Source organism: Streptomyces sp. NPDC060027, from assembly GCF_042737005.1.
In the GTDB taxonomy this organism is placed as follows: Bacteria; Actinomycetota; Actinomycetes; order Streptomycetales; family Streptomycetaceae; genus Streptomyces.
Genome location: NZ_JBHWVI010000052.1, coordinates 24,030 through 44,951, shown reverse-complemented (window position 1 = coordinate 44,951; position 20,922 = coordinate 24,030). Strand labels below are relative to the sequence as shown.

General features: G+C 71.8%; 14 protein-coding genes and 1 pseudogene. 7 read left to right on the top strand and 8 right to left on the bottom strand.

The genetic code is table 11. The annotated features are described in order from the left end of the window. From ACFWBT_RS16015 to glgX, 7 genes are all read right to left on the bottom strand, one after another. The coding region (locus ACFWBT_RS16015; RefSeq protein WP_385700326.1) for a M4 family metallopeptidase at positions 1-1,080 on the bottom strand (1,080 nt) is incomplete at its 3' end. A 435-nt stretch (positions 1,081-1,515) separates the two neighbouring features. Further along, positions 1,516-2,493, bottom strand: a complete 978-nt coding sequence (locus ACFWBT_RS16010; protein ID WP_385700323.1) for an NAD(P)-dependent alcohol dehydrogenase — start codon at positions 2,491-2,493, stop codon at positions 1,516-1,518. A 137-nt stretch (positions 2,494-2,630) separates the two neighbouring features. Continuing rightward, positions 2,631-4,388: an ABC transporter ATP-binding protein gene (locus ACFWBT_RS16005; RefSeq protein ID WP_385700321.1), complete on the bottom strand. Its 1,758-nt coding sequence runs from the start codon at positions 4,386-4,388 to the stop codon at positions 2,631-2,633. Then, entirely contained in the window at positions 4,385-6,133 is a 1,749-nt protein-coding gene (locus ACFWBT_RS16000) for an ABC transporter ATP-binding protein (RefSeq protein WP_385700319.1), read from the bottom strand. Before ACFWBT_RS16000 ends, ACFWBT_RS16005 begins: the two co-directional genes overlap by 4 nt. A gap of 43 nt (positions 6,134-6,176) precedes the next feature. Further along, positions 6,177-8,129, bottom strand: coding sequence for an ABC transporter ATP-binding protein (locus ACFWBT_RS15995; RefSeq protein ID WP_385700316.1), 1,953 nt, complete (start codon positions 8,127-8,129; stop codon positions 6,177-6,179). After that, positions 8,126-10,135 carry an ABC transporter transmembrane domain-containing protein gene (locus tag ACFWBT_RS15990; RefSeq protein ID WP_385700315.1) on the bottom strand — a complete coding sequence of 670 codons (2,010 nt, stop codon included), beginning with the start codon at positions 10,133-10,135 and terminating at the stop codon, positions 8,126-8,128. The genes ACFWBT_RS15995 and ACFWBT_RS15990 overlap by 4 nt, the downstream gene beginning before the upstream one ends. A 165-nt stretch (positions 10,136-10,300) precedes the next feature. After that, on the bottom strand, positions 10,301-12,622 hold the full coding sequence (gene glgX / locus ACFWBT_RS15985) for a glycogen debranching protein GlgX (RefSeq protein ID WP_385700313.1): 2,322 nt from the start codon (positions 12,620-12,622) through the stop codon (positions 10,301-10,303). A 151-nt stretch (positions 12,623-12,773) separates the two neighbouring features. On the opposite strand from glgX, the gene ACFWBT_RS15980 reads away from it, so the two are divergent. The 7 genes from ACFWBT_RS15980 to ACFWBT_RS15950 all read left to right on the top strand — a co-directional run bounded on the left by ACFWBT_RS15980 (position 12,774) and on the right by ACFWBT_RS15950 (position 20,197). Then, positions 12,774-14,003, top strand: coding sequence for an Ig-like domain-containing protein (locus tag ACFWBT_RS15980; protein ID WP_385700310.1), 1,230 nt, complete (start codon positions 12,774-12,776; stop codon positions 14,001-14,003). A 179-nt stretch (positions 14,004-14,182) separates the two neighbouring features. Continuing rightward, positions 14,183-15,433 carry an Ig-like domain-containing protein gene (locus tag ACFWBT_RS15975; protein ID WP_385700308.1) on the top strand — a complete coding sequence of 417 codons (1,251 nt, stop codon included), beginning with the start codon at positions 14,183-14,185 and terminating at the stop codon, positions 15,431-15,433. A gap of 89 nt (positions 15,434-15,522) precedes the next feature. After that, positions 15,523-16,290, top strand: coding sequence for an enoyl-CoA hydratase/isomerase family protein (locus ACFWBT_RS15970; RefSeq protein ID WP_266762969.1), 768 nt, complete (start codon positions 15,523-15,525; stop codon positions 16,288-16,290). Positions 16,291-16,650: 360 nt separating this feature from the next. Beyond that, on the top strand, positions 16,651-17,154 hold the full coding sequence (locus ACFWBT_RS15965; protein WP_385700305.1) for an ATP-binding protein: 504 nt from the start codon (positions 16,651-16,653) through the stop codon (positions 17,152-17,154). Positions 17,155-17,475: 321 nt separating this feature from the next. Next, entirely contained in the window at positions 17,476-18,315 is an 840-nt protein-coding gene (locus ACFWBT_RS15960; protein WP_385700302.1) for a polysaccharide deacetylase family protein, read from the top strand. Then, complete coding sequence (locus ACFWBT_RS15955; RefSeq protein WP_385700300.1) at positions 18,315-19,511, top strand: YncE family protein; 1,197 nt, start codon at positions 18,315-18,317, stop codon at positions 19,509-19,511. Before ACFWBT_RS15960 ends, ACFWBT_RS15955 begins: the two co-directional genes overlap by 1 nt. A gap of 89 nt (positions 19,512-19,600) precedes the next feature. Then, positions 19,601-20,197, top strand: a complete 597-nt coding sequence (locus ACFWBT_RS15950) for an ADP-ribosyltransferase (RefSeq protein WP_385700299.1) — start codon at positions 19,601-19,603, stop codon at positions 20,195-20,197. Here ACFWBT_RS15950 and ACFWBT_RS15945 read toward each other — a convergent pair. Further along, positions 20,151-20,871 (bottom strand): annotated as a pseudogene (locus ACFWBT_RS15945) (GNAT family N-acetyltransferase). The gene ACFWBT_RS15950 and the pseudogene ACFWBT_RS15945 overlap by 47 nt on opposite strands. Positions 20,872-20,922: the final 51 nt, after the last annotated feature.

Below are 20,922 nucleotides of genomic sequence, written 5' to 3'. Positions count from 1 at the left end.
CAGGCCGTACGTCATGCAGAAGCAGCTGTCGTCCCAGAACGCGTTGACGTACGCGTTGCCGTAGTGGACGCGCGAGTACGCTCCCACGCCGTTGTTCTTGATGCCGCTGCGGCCGAAGGTGTTCTTGTAGAAGTCCCAGGTCTCCGCGGCGCCGTAGTGGGCGTCGGCGCCGGCCGTCGCGGCGTTCGACGTGGTGCCGTTGCCCCAGGTGTCGCTCGTCTGCGAGAACAGCGTGCCGGTGCCCGACGTGCCGCGGTTCAGGTTGTACGTCTTGTGGGCGCCGCGGGCCCCGTCGTTCAGCGTGTAGGTGGAGCCCGACTGCGTGGTCGTCAGGGTCACCTGGCCGCTGTACTGGGTGTTGCCGATGCCGTTCTTGACGCCCTGCCACGAGTAGAGCTTCTTGCCGGTGACGGCGTCGGTGATGACGTGCAGCTCGTTCGGGGTGCCGTCGTCCTGGAAGCCGCCCACGACGGTCTCGTAGGCGAGGGTCGGCTTGCCGCTCGCCGCCCAGATCACCTTGCGGGGCGCGCGGTCGGCGTCGGTGCTCTTCGAACCGGCGGCCTTGGCGGCGGACAGGGCCTGCTTCTCCGCCGTGGTGGCGGCGACCGTCGGCTTGAGGGTGGCGACCTTGAGGGCGGCCTTGGTGGCCTTGTAGACGTGCCCGGTCTTCCCGGACTTGGCGGTGTCGACCACCAGGTCGCCGCCGAGGACCGGCAGTCCTTCGTACGTCCGCTCATAGCGGGTGTGGACGGTGCCGTCGTGGTCCTTGATGACGTCACGGGCGACGAGGCTCTCGCCGGCGGCGAGGCCCAGGTCCTTGGCGGTGGCCGCCTTGGCCGTGTCGGCGTCGCGTATCAGCTCGGCGCGCTGCGAGGCGGTGAGCTTCATGGCGACGGCGCCCGGGTTGATCCTGCCCGCCCGGGGAGCCTGCTCCGGGGCGGCGCTCGCGGCGCCCGACTGGACGGCCGCGGCCAGCAGGGCGGAGACGCCGACGAGGGCGACACCGGCGATGCGGCGCTTGGTGATGTGGGAGGTGCGTCTGTGGGGAGAACTGCTGCTCAACACTGACTCCTTCTGCATGGCCGCGGGTCGCGCGGCCAGGGGAGACCGGACGATGGGTGACTCGTCCGGGCAGAACTGGGCGTACGCGGAACCAGGTGCATGGGGTCGTTCGGCACGACACAGCGGACGTAGCTGTGAGGTTGCTGTGAAGTAGCCGAGGGAAGAGTGGCAGGAGATGACGCTTTCTGTCAGGACCGCGTCAGTACATTGGCCGGAAACGGTTCGTTGACCGGGGCGCCATGTTCGGTAAACGAACTGTCCTCCGGGCGGTGTGCCGATCTTCCGCCGGGTGTGAGGAGGAATTCGGTCCTCGGACACGCGCCGGGAACCGCGCCGCAACGGTCGGACCCCTCGCGGAGGAAGTCCGCGAGGGGGCCGGATCCCCGCCGACCTGCGGGGAGTCGAGGACCGGTGGCGCGCGTACCGCGCCGGCCGCCCGGCCGCCGACAGGGCTCACACCGTGACGACGACCTTCGCCCGGGCGTGCTCCACTTCCAGGTAGCGGATCGCTTCCGGCACCTCGGCCAGGGACGCGTACGTCCGGTCGACGACCGGGGCGACCTTTCCGGATTCGACCAGTTCCCGCAGGGTTGAGAGGTTCTCCCCGGACTGCGTCGCGGAGAAGGTGAGAATCCGCTGGCCGACGAAGCGCGACAGCGCCGGGCCCCTCAGGATGAGCCCCATCGGCCCGAAGAGGCTGCCGCCCTCGAACACCCCGCCGCCGGACAGCACGAGCGTCCCCGCGGGTGTCAGCGCGCGCCGGAACGCGGTCAGGGAGCGGTTGCCCACCAGGTCGAACACGACGTCGTAACGCTGCCCCTCACGGGTGAAGTCCACCGTGGCGTAGTCGATGACGCGGTCCGCGCCCAGCGACCGCACCAGGTCCGCGTTCCGCGCGCTGCACACGCCGGTCACCTCCGCGCCGTACGCCGTGGCGATCTGCACGGCGAAGGTGCCGACGCCGCCCGACGCGCCGTTGACGAGCACCCGCAGCCCGGGCCGCAGCGGAGCCACGTCGCGCAGGCCGACGAGAGCGGTGTTCCCCGCCAGCGGCAGCGCGGCGGCCTGCTCGAAGGTCAGACCCGCCGGCTTCGTCTCCACCACGTCCTCCGGCGCGCACACGTACTCGGCGAACGCCCCGTCGGCCTCGCCGAACACCTCGTCCCCGGGACGCAGCCGCTTCACGTCGGCGCCGACCGCCTCGACCCGCCCCGCGAAGTCCCGCCCCGGGATCCGCTGCCTGGGCCGGCGGACACCGAAGGTCAGCCGGGCCATGTACGGATCGCCGCGCAGGTGATGCCAGTCGAACGCGTTGAGGGAGACCGCCTCCACCCGCACCAGCACCTGGTTCCCGGTCGGGACGGGCCTGTCGAACTCCCGCAGCTCCAACACGTCGGGAGAGCCGTACCGGTCCTGGGCGATCGCTTTCATCGGAACTCCGTAAAGCACCCCTGAGGTGCGGAAGTTGATCGGCTGGCCGGAGGAGCGCCACTGCTTGCGAGGCTAGCCGGGCACCCGGTTCACGGGAATCGGGGACAAGCCCTAGGGGCACGTCCCCCGTTCCCCGTTCAGTCCTCGGTGGGCCGTCGCTCCCCGTGCCACGAGTGCCACAGCGCCGCGTAGGCGCCGTCGGCCGCCACCAGGTCCTCGTGCGTGCCCAGTTCGGTCAGACGGCCGTCCTCCATCACCGCCACCCGGTCGGCGTCGTGCGCGGTGTGCAGCCGGTGGGCGATGGCGATGACGGTGCGGCCTTCGAGGACGGCGGCCAGGGCGCGCTCCGTATGCCGGGCGGTCGTCGGGTCGAGGAGCGCCGTCGCCTCGTCGAGGATCAGGGTGTGCGGGTCCGCCAGCACCACCCGGGCCAGCGCCAGTTGCTGGGCGCGTGAGCCGTCGACACGGAGGGCCTCGGGACCCAGCTCGGTGTCCAGCCCGTCCGGGAGCTCCGCCGCCCAGTCGTCGGCGCCGACCGCCGCGAGCGCGGCCCACAACTCGGCGTCCCCGGCGGCGGGTTCGGCGATGAGCAGGTTGTCGCGGACCGTGCCGAGGAACACATGGTGCTCCTGGGTGACGAGGACGACCTGCCGGCGCAACTGCTCGGGGTCGAGGTCGACGACCGGCACCCGCCCGACCGTCACCGTTCCGCTGCCCGGCGCGTCGACCCCCGCCAGCAGTCTGCTCAGGGTGGTCTTCCCGGCGCCGGAGGGCCCCACGACGGCCAGTCGCTCCCCGGGCCGCACCGTCAGGTCGACCCCGCGCAGCACCTCGCCGCCGCGGTCGTACGCGTACCGGACGCCGGTGACGTCGATGCGGTCGTCCACCGGCGCGGGCGAACCGGCCGGGACGGCGCGCGGTGCGCGGGCCAGGCCCTCCACGCGGGCGAACGAGGCACCGCTGCTCTGCAGTTGCTCGACCTGGTTCAGGATCTGGTCGAGCGGCTCGGCGAGCCGGTGCAGATAGAGCGTCGCGGCGACCACCGTGCCGAGGCTCAGCGCGCCCCGGGCGTGCAGCGCGCCGCCCACCAGGAGCACGGCGACCACCGGGACGACGTACGAGATGTCCACGGCCGGGAAGAACACACTGCGCAGGAACAGGGTCCGCATCCGGCTCACCCGGGAGACCTCCAGCGCGTCCCGGCTCGCCCCGATCCGGCGCCCGCCCAGCCCGAACGCCTCCACCGTGCGGGCGCCGGACGCGGTGGCCGCGAGGATCTCGGCGACCTCCGAAGTGGCGGCGCCCTCGGCGAGATAGGCGGTGCGCGCCCGGCGCAGATACCAGCGCAGCGCGAACCCGATACCGGCCAGGCCCAGCACCCCGCAGCATCCGAGCAGCGGGTCGATGGCGAAGACGGCGACGAGGACGAACAGGGCCTGCGCGCCGGAGATCATCAGCTGGGGGCCCGCGTCGCGCAGCATGTTGCCCACGACCGTGACGTCCGCGGTGCCGCGCGCCGTCAGATCGCCGGTGCCCGCCCGCTCCACGATCGACGCGGGCAGCGTCAGCGTCCGTTCGACGAACTCCTCCCGCACCCGCGCGAGCGTCCGCTCCCCGAACCGGTGCCCCACGTAACGGGCCCAGCGTGCCAGCAGCAGCTGGGCCACCGCGGCCACGAGGATGACGAGCGCGGGTCCGTCCACCGCCTCCACCCCGGCGCCGCTCCGTACGTCGTCGATCATCCGGCCGAGCAGCCAGGGGCCGACCAGACCGGCCGCGGCGGCCAGCGCGTTGAGACCGAGCACGGCGGCGAACACCCGCCCGTCCGCCCGGATCAGTCGAACCGCCGCCCGCCGCACATCGGCGCGCCCGGCGACCGGCAGACGGCCGCTCACGACATGACCTCCTCGTCCGCGTCCGCCGCCGGACCCGCGTCGGTGTCCGGCTCCATGTCACGGGCCACCAGGGCCCGGTAGCCCGGCTCTGTTCTGAGGAGTTCGCGGTGGGTGCCCGTGGCCGCGGTCTTGCCGTCGACCAGGAAGCAGACGGTGTCCGCGCGGTCCAGCAAGAGCGGCGACGTGCTGGTCACGACGGTCGTACGGCCCGCACGCGCGGCGCGCAGCCGGGTCGCGACGGCCGCCTCGGTGTGGGCGTCGAGCGCGGAGGTCGGTTCGAGGGCGAGCAGCACCTCCGGGTCGGCGAGAAGCGCGCGCACGAGCCGCACCCGCTGCCGCTGCCCGCCGGACAGGCTGCGGCCCTGCGCGTCGACGGGGGAGTCGAGACCGCCCGGCAGGCCGAGGACGATGTCGTCGGCGGCGGCCGTGCGCACGGCCCGGGCGAGCGTCTCCTCGTCGGGGTCCCGGCGTCCTCCGACCAGCTCGCGCAGGGTGCCCGCGAACAGGTCGGCCTCGTTGTCGGCGACCAGGATCCGCTCGCGCACCTGGGGCAGGGCGACCTCGTCCAGGCGTACGCCGCCCCAGGTCACGTCCGACGCGGCGTACCGGCCGAGGCGGTCGACCACGGCCTCGGACTCCGCGGGGCGGGCCCCGGCCAGCGCGGTCAGCTTCCCCGGGACCACCCGGACCCCGGACTCCGGATCGTGCAGCACGGCCGGGAACCCCGGGCCGTCCAGCGCCTCGGACGGTCCGGTGACGGGCTCCAGCGACAGGAACCGTACGACGCGCCGGGCAGCGACCACTGCCCGGGAGAGTTCGTAGGCGCAGTCGATGAAGAAGTACACCGGCAGGACGAGGACCGCGACATAGCCGTACACGGAGACCAACTCACCGATGGAGATGGCTCCTTGAGCGGCCAGCCGGGCCGCGATCCAGGTCACCACGGCCAGGAAGAGGGTCGGCAGTCCCATGCCCAGCGACTGGATCCAGCTGGTGACCGCGCCGACGCGGTACCCCTGTTCCCGCAGCTCCTGCGAGTCGCGGCGAAACGCGTCCGCGAACAGCCCTTTGCCGCCGAGCCCGTTCAGGACGCGCAGGCCGCCCGCAAGATCGCCGATCCGTGCCGTCAGCACGGCCTGCCGTTCGCGGTACCCCGTCTCGGTCCCCTGGAGCCGGCCCATCAGCGGCCCGACGAGAACGGCGATCAACGGCACCCCGAGCAGGATCACCAGGGACAGCGTCACCGAGACCGGCAGCAGCAGCGCGGCGACCACGGCGTAGGTGACGACCGCGGCCAGACCGGGCCCGACGACGGTCAGCGACGTGCTGATCGTCTGCACGTCGCCGACGCCGACCGTGATGACCTCCCCGGCCCCGATCTGCCGGGAGAGCGCCGCGCCGAGCCGGGCCGCGTGCTCGACCACGACCTTGACCGTACGGAAGTTGGCGTCCATCCGGACCTTGGTCATCGTGCGGTGCCGTACGACGCCGAGCCAGGCGTTGAACGCGCCCACACCCAGTACGGCGGCCGTCCAGCCGGCCAGCGCCGTCCCGTCGCCCGGCTCCAGGCCGTCGTCGATCGCCCGGGACAGCAGATACGGCGTCAGCGCCGTGAGCCCCATCCACACGGTGGCGACCACCGCGCCCGTCAGCGAGCGGCCCGCCTGCCGGGTGACCAGCCACCACAGAAACCGCCATCCGCCCCGGCGGTCCGGTGTTCCCGGATCCGCGTACGCGTCGATCATTCGTCCCCTTCGCCTGCCGGACCGCCGTTCAGCCGGTCCGCCGTCATACGAGGCTGTCGCGCCATGCCCGGTGCAGGTCCGCGAACCGCCCGGTGCCCGCGACGAGTTCGGCGGGCGTGCCGTCCTCGACGATCCGCCCGTGCTCCATCACCAGCACCCGGTCGGCGATCTCCACCGTCGACAGCCGGTGCGCGATGACCACCGCCGTACGGCCCCGCAGCGCCGTCGACATCGCGCGCTGCACGGCCCGTTCACCCGGGATGTCCAGCGAACTGGTCGCCTCGTCGAGGATCAGGACGGCCGGGTCGGCCAGCAACGCCCGTGCGAAGGCGACCAGTTGGCGCTGACCCGCGGAGATCCGGCCGCCGCGCTTGCGGACGTCCGTGTCGTAGCCGTCGGGCAGGGCGGTGATGAAGTCGTGCGCGCCGATCGCCTTCGCGGCCTGCTCGATCTCGTCACGGGACGCCTCGGGACGGCCGATCGCGATGTTCTCGGCGACCGTGCCCGAGAACAGGAAGGCCTCCTGGGTCACCATCACCACCCCGCGCCGCAGCTCGGGCACCGACAGTTCGCGCAGATCGACGCCGTCCAGCAGGACCCGTCCGTCGGAGGGGTCGTAGAACCGGGCGAGGAGCTTGGCCAGCGTCGACTTGCCGGCGCCGGTCGAGCCGACCACGGCCACCGTCTGTCCGGCGGGCAGCGTGAGCGAGAAGGCCGGCAGGACCTCCCCGCCGGTGCGGTACGCGAAGCGGACCTCGTCGAAGACGACCTCGCGGCCCGGGTGTTCGGAGGCGAGCGCCGGCAGCTGCCGCGGCACGGAAGGCTCCGGCACGGTCGGCGTCTGGGCCAGCAGACCGGCGATCTTCTCCAGCGAGGCCGCCGCGGACTGGTACGAGTTCAGGAACATGCCGAGACGGTCGATCGGGTCGTAGAGCCGGCGCAGATAGAGAACCGCCGCCGCGAGCACTCCGAGCGCCAGCGAACCCGAGGCCACCCGGTAGGAGCCCCACAGCACCATGCCCGCGACCGCCGTGTTGGCGACGAGACGGGAGCCGACGACATAGCGGGCCATCTCCAGCAGGGCGTCGCCGTTCGTCTTCTCGTGCCGCCGGTTGAGCACCCGGAAGTCCGCTTCGTTGGCGGCTTCCCGGCGGAACGCGCGCACCGGCCGGATGCCGTTCATCGTCTCCGCGAACTTCACGATCACCGCGGCGATCGTCGTCGAGCGGACGGCGAAGATCCGGCCCGCCCGGTGCTGGTAGCGGCGGATGAGCAGATACAGCGGCACGAAGGAGACCACCGCGACCGCGCCCAGGCCGGCGTCGAGCCAGAGCAGCATCGCCGAGATGTAGACGAAGGACAGGATGACCGTGACGAGTTCCTGGAGGCCCTCGCTGAGCAGTTCGCGCAGCGACTCGACGTCCGTCGTGGAGCGGGAGATGAGCCGGCCCGAGGTGTAGCGCTCGTGGAAGTCGATGCTGAGCGCCTGGGCGTGCCGGAAGATCCGGCCGCGCAGGTCGAGCAGCACGTCCTGGTTGACCCGGGCCGAGGCGATGATGAACGCGTACTGAAGGCCGCCCGAGGCCGCCGAGCACAGCAGATAGGCGACGCCGACGGCGATCAGCGGCCCGTGGTCGTCCTGCCGGAACGCGGGCACGGCCCGGTCGATGGCGTACGCCACCAGCAGCGGGCCCGCCTGCACCGCGGCCTGCTGGAGCAGCAGCAGGACGGTGGTCACGGTCACTCGGGCCCTGAGCGGGGCGAGCAGCGAGCGCAGCAGTGTCGCGGTCGCGCCCGGGGGAGTGGGGAGGGCGTCGCGGTCGAAGGGGTCCTGGTGCGGCTCGGGTTCACCGGCCGCCCGGTCCTTCCCCCGCCCGCCGCCCGGTTCCTCCTCCGGGCGCTCGTCCCCTCTCCCGGTCGATCCCCTGGTCGATCCCCCGTACGGTTCCTCGTTCGGGTCCTTGCCCGGCGCGGTTGTCGTGGGCGCCGCCGTCATCGGCCGTCCTCCTCTGCACCCGACATCAGATGGGCGTACTCGGCGTGTGTGCGCAGCAGTTCGTGGTGGGTGCCGACCGCCGCGACACGGCCGCCGGAGAGCAGGGCCACACGGTCGGCCAGCAGGACGGTGGACGGGCGGTGCGCCACGATCAGCGCGGTCGTCTCCGCCAGCACCCGGCGCAGGGCGGCCTCGACCGCCGCCTCGGTGTGCACGTCCAGCGCCGACAGCGGGTCGTCGAGCACCAGGAAGCGGGGCCGCCCGACCACCGCGCGGGCCAGCGCGAGCCGCTGCCGCTGCCCGCCGGAGAGGCTGAGACCCTGCTCGCCGACCTGGGTCCGGGTGCCCTGGGGCAGCGCGTGCGCGAAGTCGGCCTGCGCGACGGCGAGGGCACGGTCCAGCTCCGCCCGGCCGGCGGTCTCCGCCGCGCCCATGAGGACGTTCTCGCCGACGGTGGCCGAGAAGAGGGTGGGCTCCTCGAAGGCGACGGCGACGAGCTCGCGCAGTTCCTCGCGCGGCATCCCGGTGATGTCCCGGCCGTCCAGGGTGATCCGGCCGGACGTCACCTCGTGGAGGCGTGGGACGAGCGCGGTGAGCGTGGTCTTCCCGGTGCCGGTGGCGCCGACGAGGGCCATGCTCTCGCCGGGGCGGATGTGCAGATCGATGTGGACCAGGACGGGCGGCGTGTCCGCGGGGGCGTCCGGGTAGCGGAACTCGACGCCGTGGAACCGCAGTCCGCCGTCGGCCTCCGGCCCGCCGCGGCCGTCGGCGGACACCGCTCCGGCCGGCCGCGCGATCGCGAACGCCTTCGCCGGGACAGGGTCCTCGGCCGGCGTGGCGGTCGCGGCCCGCGTCGACTCCGGGGCGGGTCCGCCGACGACGGCCGGTGCCGATGCCGGTTCGTGTGCCGGTCCGGCGGTGCCGGCAGGCGCCGGGTCCGGGGTGGGTGTGTTCACGGCGGCAGGCGCCGGGTCCGGGCCGGGTGTCGTCACCTCGGCCGACTCCGGTGCGGCGTCCATGACCTCGAAGTACCGCTCCGTGGCCGTCGCCGCCTCCTGGCTCATCGCGAGGAGGAAGCCGATGGAGTCGACGGGCCAGCGCAGGGCGAGCGCGGTCGACAGGAACGCGACCAGCGTGCCGGCGGAGAGGTGGCCGTCGGCGACCTGGACCGTGCCGAGGACGAGGGCGGCCCCGATGGCGAGTTCGGGCAGCGTGACGATCACGGCCCAGATGGAGGCGAGCAGTCGGGCCTTGGCGAGCTCCGTGCCGCGCAGCGTCCGGGACAGGTCGCGGAAGGCGAGCGCCTGGCTGCGATGGCGCCCGAACCCCTTGATGATCCGGATGCCGAGCACGCTCTCTTCGACCACCGTCGTGAGGTCACCGACCTGGTCCTGCGCCTGCCGCGCCACTTCCGAGTAGCGCCGCTCGAAGAGCCAGCAGACGATCATGATGGGGATGGCCGGGGCGAGCAGCACCAGCCCGAGGGTCCATTCCTGGGCCAGCATGATGGCGATGCCCGCGGAGATCGTCACGGCGTTCACCAGCAGGAAGGTCAGCGGGAACGCCAGGAACATGCGGACCAGCATCAGATCGGTGGTTCCCCGGGACAGCAGCTGGCCCGACGCCCAGCGGTCGTGGAAGGCGACCGGCAGGCGTTGCAGATGCCGGTACAGATCGGCCCGCATCGCCGCCTCGACGCCGGCCAGCGGCCGTGCCACCAGCCACCGGCGCAGCCCGAACAGACCGGCCTCGGCGATGCCGAGCAGCAGCAGATACAGCGCCCCGAGACATACGCCCGCCGGATCGTGCCCGGCGACCGGACCGTCCACCATCCACTTCAGGATCAGCGGGAACACGAGCGCCATGCAGGACGCGACCACCGCGACGAACGCCGCGCCGAACAACCGCGCCCGCACCGGCCGTACATACGGCCACAGGCGCAGCAGGCTGCGTACGGTCGAACGGTCGGGGTGGTTCTGGGCGGCTGCTACTGGTGGTGTGGGCATCAGGGGCGAGCCTACGTTTCACCACTGACAGTGCCCACCGAGTTTTCGGCGTACCTGCGTCGTCCGAGGGCCCGCGACCGGCCGTGCGACCGGCCGTGCGACCGGCCCGCGGCCGGCCCGCGGCCGGCACCGGGCCGGGCGTTCGGGGATCCGACCGGACCGCCCTCAGCAGACCTTCAGCAGCAGCACGGACCGTGGCGGCACCGTGATCGCCGTCCCCGCCCGGTGCACGACCCCGGGTGCCTCGGACTGCTCCTCCCGCGAGGTGTCCACGACCACCTCGTAGCGCGCGGCCCAGGGAGCGCCCGGCAGGTCGAAGGAGGCCGGCCGGTCCCCGGCGTGCAGCACGGCGAGGAAACTGTCGTCGACGACCGGTGTACCCCGCGCGTCCCGGCCGGGGATGTCCCGGCCCGACAGATACATGCCGAGGGTCGCGGCGGGCGCGTACCAGTCCCGTTCCGTCATCTCGGTGCCCCGCGCGGTGAACCAGGCCAGGTCCCGCAGTCCGTCGGCGGAATGGGCCCGTCCGGAGAAGAACGCCCGGCGGCGCAGCACGGGATGCTCGTGCCGCAGCGCGATCAGGCGCGACGTCAGCTCGAACAGCGCCCGCCATCCCGGGTCGTCCAGCTGGGACCAGTCGACCCAGCTGATCTCGTTGTCCTGGCAGTAGGCGTTGTTGTTGCCCCGCTGGGTCCGCCCGAACTCGTCCCCGGCGACCAGCATCGGCACCCCGGTCGACAGCAGCAGCGTGGTCAGCAGATTCCTCAGCTGGCGCCGCCGCAGAGCCTGTACGCGCTCGTCCTCGCTCTCGCCCTCCGTCCCGCCGTTCCACGCCCGGTTGTCGTCGGTGCCGTCCCGGTTGCCCTCGCCGTTCGCCTCGTTGTGCTTGCGCTCGTAGGACACGAGGTCCCGCAGGGTGAAGCCGTCGTGCGCGGTCACGAAGTTGACGGAGGCGTACGGACGCCGTCCGCCCCAGGCGTACAGGTCGCTCGACCCCGACAGGCGGTAGCCGAGATCCCGTACGTCGGGCAGCGCACCGCGCCAGAAGTCCCGGACGGCGTTGCGGTAGCGGTCGTTCCACTCGGTCCACAGGGGCGGGAAGGCGCCCACCTGGTAGCCGCCGGAGCCCACGTCCCACGGTTCGGCGATCAGCTTGACCCGGCGCAGCACCGGATCCTGGGCGATGACGGCGAGGAACGGCGAGAGCATGTCGACGTCGTGCATGGACCGGGCCAGGGCGGCGGCCAGGTCGAAGCGGAAGCCGTCGACGCCCATCTCGGTCACCCAGTACCGCAGCGAGTCCGTGATCAGCCGGAGCACCTGCGGCTGCACGACGTGCAGGGTGTTGCCGCACCCCGTGTAGTCCGCGTAGCGGCGGGCGTCCGACTGGAGCCGGTAGTACCCCCGGTTGTCGATGCCGCGCAGCGACAGCATCGGGCCCAGCTCGCCCGCCTCCGCGGTGTGGTTGTAGACCACGTCGAGGATGACCTCGATCCCGGCGGCGTGCAGCGCGCGCACCATCCGTTTGAACTCGCCGACCTGCTGACCGGTCGTGCCGGAGGCGGCGTAACCGGCGTGCGGGGCGAAATAGCCGATCGAGTTGTAGCCCCAGTAGTTCTTCAGGCCCCGGCGCAGCAGATGGTCCTCGTGGGCGAACTGGTGCACCGGCAGCAGCTCCACCGCCGTCACCCCGAGGTTCACCAGGTGCTCGACCGCGGCCGGGTGCGCAAGGCCCGCGTACGTGCCGCGCAGGTCCTCGGGAATCCCGGGGTGCAGACGGGTGAATCCTCGGACGTGCAGTTCGTAGATCACCGAGTCCGCCCAAGGGGTCTTCGGGCGGTGGTCGTCCGACCAGTCGTCGTCGTCCTGGACGACGACGCCCTTGGGGACGAAGGGCGCCGAGTCGCGGTCGTCGCGCACGGTGTCGGCGACCTGCTGCTGGGGCCAGTCCCGGACGTGTCCGTACACCTCCGGCGGCAGACCGAAGTCGCCGTCCACGGCACGGGCGTACGGGTCGAGGAGCAGCTTCGCCGGGTTCCAGCGGGCGCCGGTCCACGGGTCCCAGCGGCCGTGCACCCGGAAGCCGTAGCGGCGGCCGGGGAGCACTCCGGGGACGAAGCCGTGCCAGATCTCGTGGGTGAGCTCGGTGAGCGGGACGCGCGTCTCGGCGCCTCCCTCGTCGAAGAGGCACAGGTCGACGGCCTCCGCGCCGCCCGCCCACAGCGCGAAGTTGGTGCCCGTGGTGCCGTCGGGCCCGACCCGGAAGCGTGCTCCGAGCGGAGTCGGGGCACCCGGCCACGCGGAGACGGGGGGCGCCGCCGGGCGCCGTGCGCCGTTCAGCGCGGGAGCGGCCGGCTGCGCCGCCGGCTCCGTGGCCGGCGGTGCGGCGGCGGACTGCCCCACCGGGTCCATGGCGGTCTGCGCGGGCAGCCCGCCGCCCGCGGCGCGTCCCTCGTGGACCGCCTCCTGCTCGGGTGCGCTCGACACCGGTCAGCCTCCCACGGCTCGTGGAACGACAGGAAAAAGGGTGCACGGCGTCCCGGCCGCAGCTGCTTGTCGCGTCGTCCTCCCCACTGTTCTGCCCAGAGCGTGGCTCGCACTCACGTTTCCCCGGAGGGGCGGCGTCGTTGGGTCCCTTGTGAAGCACGTACAGACGCGCGCGCGGCGCGCAGGGGCCGCGCTGGCCGCCGTACTGACCTGGGCCGGCCTGCTGGCCGGAGCCTCCGGCTGTACCTCCGACGGGATCTCGAAAGGGATCGGTGAGGCGTTCGGCAAACCACGGTCGCCCGACGACGTCATCCACGTCTCGCCCGACGACAAGACCAAGGGCGTACGCCCGCAGGAGACGATGCGGGTACGGGTGCCCAGCGGGCGCCTGGAGTCCGTGAAGGTCGTCAAGTCCCAGGACGCGCAGGAGTCCCCGGTGCCGGGGCACATCACCGCCGACGGGCTGACGTGGAAGCCGGACGACGCGCGGCTGGCGCTGGCCGCCAAGTACACGGTCGACGCGGTGGCCCTGGACGGGCAGGGGCGGCGCTCGGCACGGCACACCACGTTCACCACGGCCGTCCCCGACGAGCGGTTCATCGGCTACGTCACGCCGGAGAATCGGTCCACCGTCGGCACCGGCATGATCGTCTCCCTGGAGTTCAACCGCGAGATCGAGAACCGGGCCGCCGTCGAGCGCGCCATCCACGTCCGGGCCCGGCCGGCGGTCGCGATCCGCGCGCACTGGTTCGGCAACGGCCGCGTCGACTTCCGTCCCGAGGCGTACTGGAAGCCGGGCACGAAGGTCACCGTGGCGCTGCGGCTGCGTGACGTCGAAGCGGCACCGGGCGTGTACGGACTCCAGTCCAAGACCTTCTCCTTCACGGTCGGCCGCAACCAGCACTCCCTCGTCGACGCCCGCGCGCACACCATGGAGGTACGCCGCGACGGCAACCTCCTCGCCACGGTGCCGATCACGGCCGGGGCGCCCAAGACGACGACGTACAACGGGAAGATGGTCGTCACGGAGATGCTCGAGATGACCCGGATGAACAGCCGCACGGTCGGTTTCGGCGGCGAGTACAACATCCCGGACGTGCCGCACGCGATGCGCCTGACCGACTCCGGAACCTTCCTGCACGGCAACTACTGGGCGCCGGACGCCTTCGGCAACACCAATGTGAGCCACGGCTGCGTGGGTCTGCGGGACGTGAAGGGCGGCAGCTCGGCCACCCCGGCCGGCTGGTTCTTCGACCGCAGCCTCATCGGGGACGTCATCGAGGTCGTCCACAGCAAGGACAAGAAGGTCGCCGCCGACAATGGACTCGGCGGCTGGAACATGGGCTGGAAAGCATGGAAAGCGGGTGGGGCGGTGAAGTAACCCGATATACGGGTATGCGCACTATGGACTCCAGCCGCGCCCCGTACGGCCGAAGTTGGGACTGAACGGTGACCTTCCCAGGGATCCATCGCTCCAGGTCGTGTGATTAATTAGCGCGATACGCGCGTGGGACGCGCTGGAGTGCGGGCCTGATCAGGCCGTGCGAGGGGAGAACGACTTTGAACGGGCGACCGATATCGGGGGCGTCGGTTGGCGCGCGGACACACAGGAGCAAGGGAATCCCGGCACTGATGCTGGGAGTTCTGCTTGTCGCCGTGACCGCCTGCGGCGGGGGAGGCAGTTCGGACCAGGAGTCCGGCTCGGGTGACGGCAAGGGCAAGGGCTCCAGCGCAACGGCGGACACCAAGTCCTCGCAGGCCGTGGTGACCATCGCCCCGAAGGACGGCGCCGCCGACGTGAAGACCAGCGGCGCCCTCAAGGTCACCGCGGCCAAGGGGAAGCTGACCGAGGTCGAGGTCGAGGACACCAAGGGCAACGCGGTCGAGGGCAGCATCACGGACGGGGGCGCCACCTGGACGCCGTCGACCCATCTGGCCGCGGCCACCAAGTACAAGGTCCACGCGGTGGCCAAGGACTCCGGCGGTCGTGAGGCGGCCGAGGAGTCCGCGTTCACCACGCTGACCCCGAAGAACACCTTCGCCGGCATCTACACGCCCGAGGACGGTTCCAAGGTCGGTGTCGGGATGCCGTTCTCGATCCACTTCACCCGGGGCATCACGCACCCCGAGGACGTCGAGAAGGCCATCACCTTCAAGACCGAGCCGGCGGTCGACGTCCAGGGCCACTGGTTCGGCAACGACCGCCTCGACTTCCGCCCCGAGGAGTACTGGGCGGCCGGCACGAAGGTCACCGTCTCCTTCAACCTCGACGGCGTCGAGGGCCGTCCGGGCGTCTACGGCAAGCAGGTCAGGACGGTGAAGTTCACGATCGGCCGCAGCCAGGTCAGCACCGTCGACGCCAAGAAGCACAAGATGGTCGTCAAGCGTGACGGCAAGGTCCTCAAGACCATCCCGATCACCACGGGCAAGCCGGGCTACGACACCTGGAACGGCCAGATGGTCATCAGCGAGCGCCTCAAGGTGACCCGCATGAACGGCGAGACGGTCGGCTACGGCGGCGAGTACGACATCAAGGACGTGCCGCACGCCCAGCGCCTGACCAACTCGGGAACGTTCATCCACGGCAACTACTGGGGTGGCGGCGCCTTCGGCAACTACAACGCCAGCCACGGCTGCATCGGCCTGCGCGATGTGCGCGGCGGCTACGACGGCAAGGTGCCGTCGGCCTGGTTCTTCGACAACTCGATGATCGGCGACGTGGTGGTCGTGAAGAACTCCAACGACAAGACGGTCGCCCCGGACAACGGCCTCAACGGCTGGAACATGTCCTGGTCGGACTGGACCAAGTAACCGCGCTTCGCGACGGTCCTCGGCGGGCGGGGTGTGCTGTGACTCAGCACACCCGGCCCGTTGGCGTTAACGGCCACTAACCTGCTCCCATGACTGTGCATCTCGAAGTGGCCGAAGGCGTGGGAACCATCCGCCTGGACCGCCCTCCCATGAACGCCCTGGACGTCGCGACGCAGGACCGGCTCAAGGAGCTCGCCGAGGAGGCCACGGCCCGGCCGGACGTCCGCGCCGTGGTGCTGTACGGCGGGGAGAAGGTGTTCGCGGCGGGCGCGGACATCAAGGAGATGCAGGCCATGGACCACGCGGCGATGGTCGTGCGGTCCCGGGCCCTGCAGGAGTCCTTCACCGCCGTCGCCCGCATCCCCAAGCCGGTCGTCGCCGCCGTCACCGGATACGCGCTCGGCGGAGGCTGCGAACTGGCCCTCTGCGCCGACTTCCGCATCGCGGCGGACAACGCCAAGCTGGGCCAGCCGGAGATCCTGCTCGGCCTCATCCCCGGTGCGGGCGGCACCCAGCGGCTGTCCCGGCTGGTCGGCCCCTCCAAGGCCAAGGACCTCATCTTCACCGGCCGTATGGTCAAGGCCGACGAGGCCCTCACGCTCGGCCTGGTCGACCGGGTCGTCCCCGCCGCCGAGGTGTACACCGCCGCGCACGCCTGGGCCGCCCGGCTCGCGCAGGGCCCGGCGATCGCGCTGCGCGCCGCGAAGGAATCGATCGACGCGGGCCTGGAGACGGACATCGAGACCGGACTGACCATCGAGCGGAACTGGTTCGCGGGCCTGTTCGCGACGGAGGACCGGGAGCGGGGCATGCGGAGCTTCGTGGAGGAGGGGCCGGGGAAGGCGAAGTTCCTCTGACCGTTGCGCCGCGCCGGTGAGGGGCACGGCCTCCCGGCCCCCGGGGCCGGTCGACGGCTGCCGATCCGGCGGACGTCACCCTCGTCATTCCGCTGATCCACTTGCAGTTGACGCGATGTCTTACGCGGCGTCCCCCGATGGGGCGGTTTATGCCAGCCTTAAGTCGGCCTTAAGCGCACCTTGTCGGGGGGCGTTGGCGATTGCCCTCGACCGACCTGTTCCGGCAGGTCGGAAAGGCTCTCGCCGACTCCGAAATGCCTCCGGCATATGCCGATCAGATGGGTCGGAATGTCGTGTTCCGGGGGGCGTATTCCTCCGGAACGGCCCCGAAGCGGGCTCTCGGCGGCCATGATGGGGGGCATGGCGGGGCTGGAGGGTATCGAACAGCCGCGGCGGCACGGAAGTGCGACCGCGGCGCGCTGGACGCCTGCGGTCGAGGACGAACGGGCGCTCAAGGCACTGGAGTTGTTCGGCAATCCCGCCGAGGGAGAGGTGCCGCTGCCGTCCCGTCCGGAGTCGGCGGCCACCGCGCGGCGGCTCACCCAGGTCGTGGTGCTGCGGAACTGGGGCCTGTCCCCGAAGATGACGGAGGACGCGGTCTTACTCGTCTCCGAACTCGTCGGCAACGCCGTACGTCATACCGGCGCCCGCGTCTTCGGACTCCGTATGCGCCGCCGCCGCGGCTGGATCCGTATCGAGGTCCGTGACCCCTCCCGCGGCCTTCCCTGTCTCATGCCGGTCCATGAGATGGACCTGAGCGGCCGGGGCCTCTTCCTCGTCGACAAGCTCTCCGACCGCTGGGGCGTCGACCTGCTGCCCCGCGGCAAGACCACCTGGTTCGAAATGCGCGTCGCCGACCGCTGAACCCTCTCACCGACCGCTGAACACTCTCGCCGTACGCGGAATCTCGGGCCGCGTGGCCGCCGTGGCTTCCGGGGTGTCGCGGAACGAAGGGGGGAGTGAATCGCGCCACCGGCGACAACCAGGGCCCGGGGCGATGGGTGGAGGTGGCGTCGTCGGCCATCGCAGACCGGGCCGACTGACCCAAAAGCGGGGGATCTTGCTCCCCTCGCGGGCTCCGCCCGGACTCGCGCGCCCCCGCGCCCGAGGGTGCAATGCGACCCGCACCACCACCCGGCCGGACCAATCGCCGGGTTTTCGCCCGATTCGCCCTTAAATGGTCCGGTGACCACGCCCGCCGAAGACCACGCAGCCCCCGCCCCGCCCCGGCGCGCGGCCCTGCTCACGGGACTCGCGCTCACCGCAGGAACGCTCACCGCCGGAGTCACCGCAGGCTGCTCCACTCCCCGAGCCACCCACGCCCGCCCCCTCAGCCCACCCCCGGCCGCACCCAGCGCACCCTCCGCCGCCGCGACCCGCGGAGCCCCCGCACTCGCCCCCGCCCCGCGCCGCTACCCCGACCGGCCCGCCGACATCACCCACGGCTCCCGCACCCGACCGTCCAGAGTCGCCCTCACCTTCCACGGTCAGGGCGATCCCGCCGTCGCCAACTCGCTTCTCGGCGAGGCCGAGAAGGCCGGCGCCCGGGTCACCGTCCTCGCCGTCGGCACCTGGCTGGACGAGCACCCGGGCCTCGCCCGCCGCATCCTCGACGGCGGCCACGACCTCGGCAATCACACCCTCCGCCATCTCGACATCAACGCCATGTCGCGGACGGACGCGGCGGCGGAGATCCAGGGCTGCGCGGACCGCCTCAAGCGGCTCACCGGCTCGATCGGCACCTGGTTCCGGCCCTCCCGCAGCCCCCGGGCGTCCCCGCTGGTCGCGCGCCTCGCCCGCGAAGCGGGCTACCCGCACACGCTCTCCTACGAAGTCGACTCGCTCGACTACACCTCGCCGGGAGCCGCAGCCGTCACCCGCAACGTCCTGGCCGGAGTCGGCCCCGGCTCCATCGTGAGCCTGCACTTCGGTTACGCCGACACGGTCGCCGCCCTCCCCGCCCTCCTGCACGAACTCGACCGCCGCGGCCTGCGCGCGGTCACCACCACGGAGCTGCTGAGCTGATGCTGACGCCACCCTCCCCCCTGCACCGCGTCCTGACCGCCGGCGCCGCCCTCACCACGCTCGCCGTCCTCGCGGGCTGCGGCGGCCCCTCCCGGGACCACGCCGACGAAGCCCTCGGCAGCAAGGCCGCCGTCCAGCCCGCCCCGGCGAAGAAGAAGACGGTCCAGGGCCTGCCCGGCATGCCCCCGTTGCTGGACCCGACGGACGTCTACGCCGCCGACCGGCCGAACCGGCTCTCCCCGGTGGTCAAGGACTTCCCGTCCCGCGTCTATGTGCCCAACACCAACTCCAACACGGTCTCGGTGATCGACCCGAAGACATATCGGGTCATCGAGACGATCCCGGTCGGCGCCCAGCCCCAACACGTCGTCCCCTCCTGGGACATGAAGACCCTGTGGGTCAACAACGACAAGGGCAACACGCTCACGCCGATCGACCCGAAGACCGGCAGGGCGGGCAAGCCGGTCGACGTGCACGACCCGTACAACCTCTACTTCACACCCAACGGCAAGTACGCCGTCGTGATGGCATCCCTCGACCGCGAACTGGTCTTCCGCGACGCGCACACCATGAAGCGCGTCAAGACGGAACCGGTGAGCTGCTACGGCGTCAACCATGCCGACTTCTCCCCGGACGGCCGCTACTTCATCGTGTCCTGCGAGTTCAGCGGCGAACTCCTCAAGGTCGACACCGAGCGGATGAAGGTGATCGGCCAGCAGAAGCTGCCGTACCACGGAGCGATGCCGCAGGACGTGAAGATCTCCCCGGACGGCAAGAAGTTCTACATCGCCGACATGATGGCCGACGGCGTGTGGGTCCTGGACGGCGACAAGTTCACCCGGCCGACCCTGCTGCACACGGGCAAGGGCTGCCACGGCCTGTACGTCAGCCGGGACTCGCGCGAGATGTACATCTCCAACCGCGGCGAAGGCACCATCTCCATCTTCGACTTCACCCAGGACCGTCTCACCAAGAAGTGGCGCCTGCCCGCCGGGGGCAGCCCCGACATGGGCGGCGTCTCGGCGGACGGCAAGGTCCTGTGGCTCTCCGGCCGCTACAACGCGGAGGTGTACGCCATCGACACCCGCACCGGCGTCCAGCTCGCCCGGATCCCCGTCGGCAGCGGTCCCCACGGCCTCGCGGTGTATCCCCAGCCCGGCCGCTACTCGCTCGGCCACACCGGCATCTTCCGTTAGGACGGCGCCTGTTGAATGCCACGTCTGACACGCCGTCGTACGGGTGATGGTCCATGGCCCGTCGCCGCGGAACCGCGATCGTGCTCCCCATGATCACAACTCGCCCGCGGCGGCGGGCCGCTGCCGTCGCCCTGTCCCTCACGGCCGTGCTCGCGACGACCGCCGCGACGCCCGCCGCTCCCGCCGCCAGGGCGGCCGCGCCCGTCTGCCCTCAGTTCACCGACCCGCTCAAGGCCGCCGCCGACCGTCGCGTGGACGTCGACCGCATCACGCCGCAACCGGTCTGGCGCAAGACCTGCGACACCCTGTACCGCACCGACACCCGCGGCCCGGCGACCGTCTTCGAGCAGGGCTTCTACCCGAAGGACGTCGTCGCCGGGCAGTACGACATCGAGAACCACGTCCTGGTCGACCAGCCCTCGCCGTACGTGTCGACGACGTACGACCACGACCTCTACAAGACCTCGGACAAATCCGGCTTCCACTACTACATCGACGCTCCCGGCGGTGTGGACGTCAACAAGACCATCGGTGACACGCACCGCAGGGCGGGCCAGGTCGAGGTCGCGTTCCCCGGCGGGATCGCGCGCCAGTACGTCATCGGCGTCTGTCCGGTCGACACGAGGACCAGGACCGAGATCATGAGCGACTGCGTGAGCAACCCGCACTACGAGCCCTGGCACTGACGGTCCGGCACGGGCACGAGGCCGTCGCCGCGTTCCGAGGTCGGGACGCGCTGAGCGGCGCCTCCGCTCCGACGGGACGGTGACCGGCCGACGGGAACGCCCGCAGACCGCGGGCGTTCCCCGGCGCCACCCGCGCCCAGACCGGCTCGTCGGCGAGGTGGAGCGCCGCCGACGCGAGCGCCCGGCCCAGCCCCGGTGCCGTACGTCCTCGTCCACCCCGACCGCGATCTCCAGGCGGCCCCGATCCCGCGCCCGAGGACGAGGACCCCGCCGTCCGCGGCCCACGCCCGCACGCCGTCGCGCCGCTTGCGGGACCCGGCGACCCGGGGATGACCGGGGTCGGCCAGCTCCGTGAGCGCGAGGGCCGGGGGGCCGGGAAGGGGAGTGCCGACGGACAGCAGGTCGATCGTGTCGTTGGGCCGCCCCGTCCGCTCCATGAACGCGGCGAGGAACCGGGGATTCATGGTCGTGGCGAGCGCGTCGCACGGGACGGCCTCCAGCGCCGCGCGCACCCACCCGTCGTCCTCGTCGGTGAAGACGACGGAGTGCGCGGTGAAGGCGAGGACCCCGGCGTCGAGGGGGGAGTGCGGGGGTACGACGGTGGTGGCGCCGTCGGGCGGCGGGAAGAAGCCACGGGCCGCCGCGTCCAGAATGTCGCGCAGAGCGCCGGGCATGACCGTCCCCCACCGCTTGAGTCTCCACCGACTGGAAGGCCCAGACTCGCA

Bases quoted from the DNA above. Each gene is read 5' to 3' on its own strand.
- ACFWBT_RS16010 (WP_385700323.1), bottom strand. From the start codon at position 2,493: ATGAAAGCGATCGCCCAGGACCGGTACGGCTCTCCCGACGTGTTGGAG.
- ACFWBT_RS16000 (WP_385700319.1), bottom strand. From the start codon at position 6,133: ATGATCGACGCGTACGCGGATCCGGGAACACCGGACCGCCGGGGCGGA.
- ACFWBT_RS15995 (WP_385700316.1), bottom strand. From the start codon at position 8,129: ATGACGGCGGCGCCCACGACAACCGCGCCGGGCAAGGACCCGAACGAG.
- ACFWBT_RS15990 (WP_385700315.1), bottom strand. From the start codon at position 10,135: ATGCCCACACCACCAGTAGCAGCCGCCCAGAACCACCCCGACCGTTCG.
- ACFWBT_RS15970 (WP_266762969.1), top strand. From the start codon at position 15,523: ATGACTGTGCATCTCGAAGTGGCCGAAGGCGTGGGAACCATCCGCCTG.
- ACFWBT_RS15965 (WP_385700305.1), top strand. From the start codon at position 16,651: ATGGCGGGGCTGGAGGGTATCGAACAGCCGCGGCGGCACGGAAGTGCG.
- ACFWBT_RS15955 (WP_385700300.1), top strand. From the start codon at position 18,315: ATGCTGACGCCACCCTCCCCCCTGCACCGCGTCCTGACCGCCGGCGCC.
- ACFWBT_RS15950 (WP_385700299.1), top strand. From the start codon at position 19,601: ATGATCACAACTCGCCCGCGGCGGCGGGCCGCTGCCGTCGCCCTGTCC.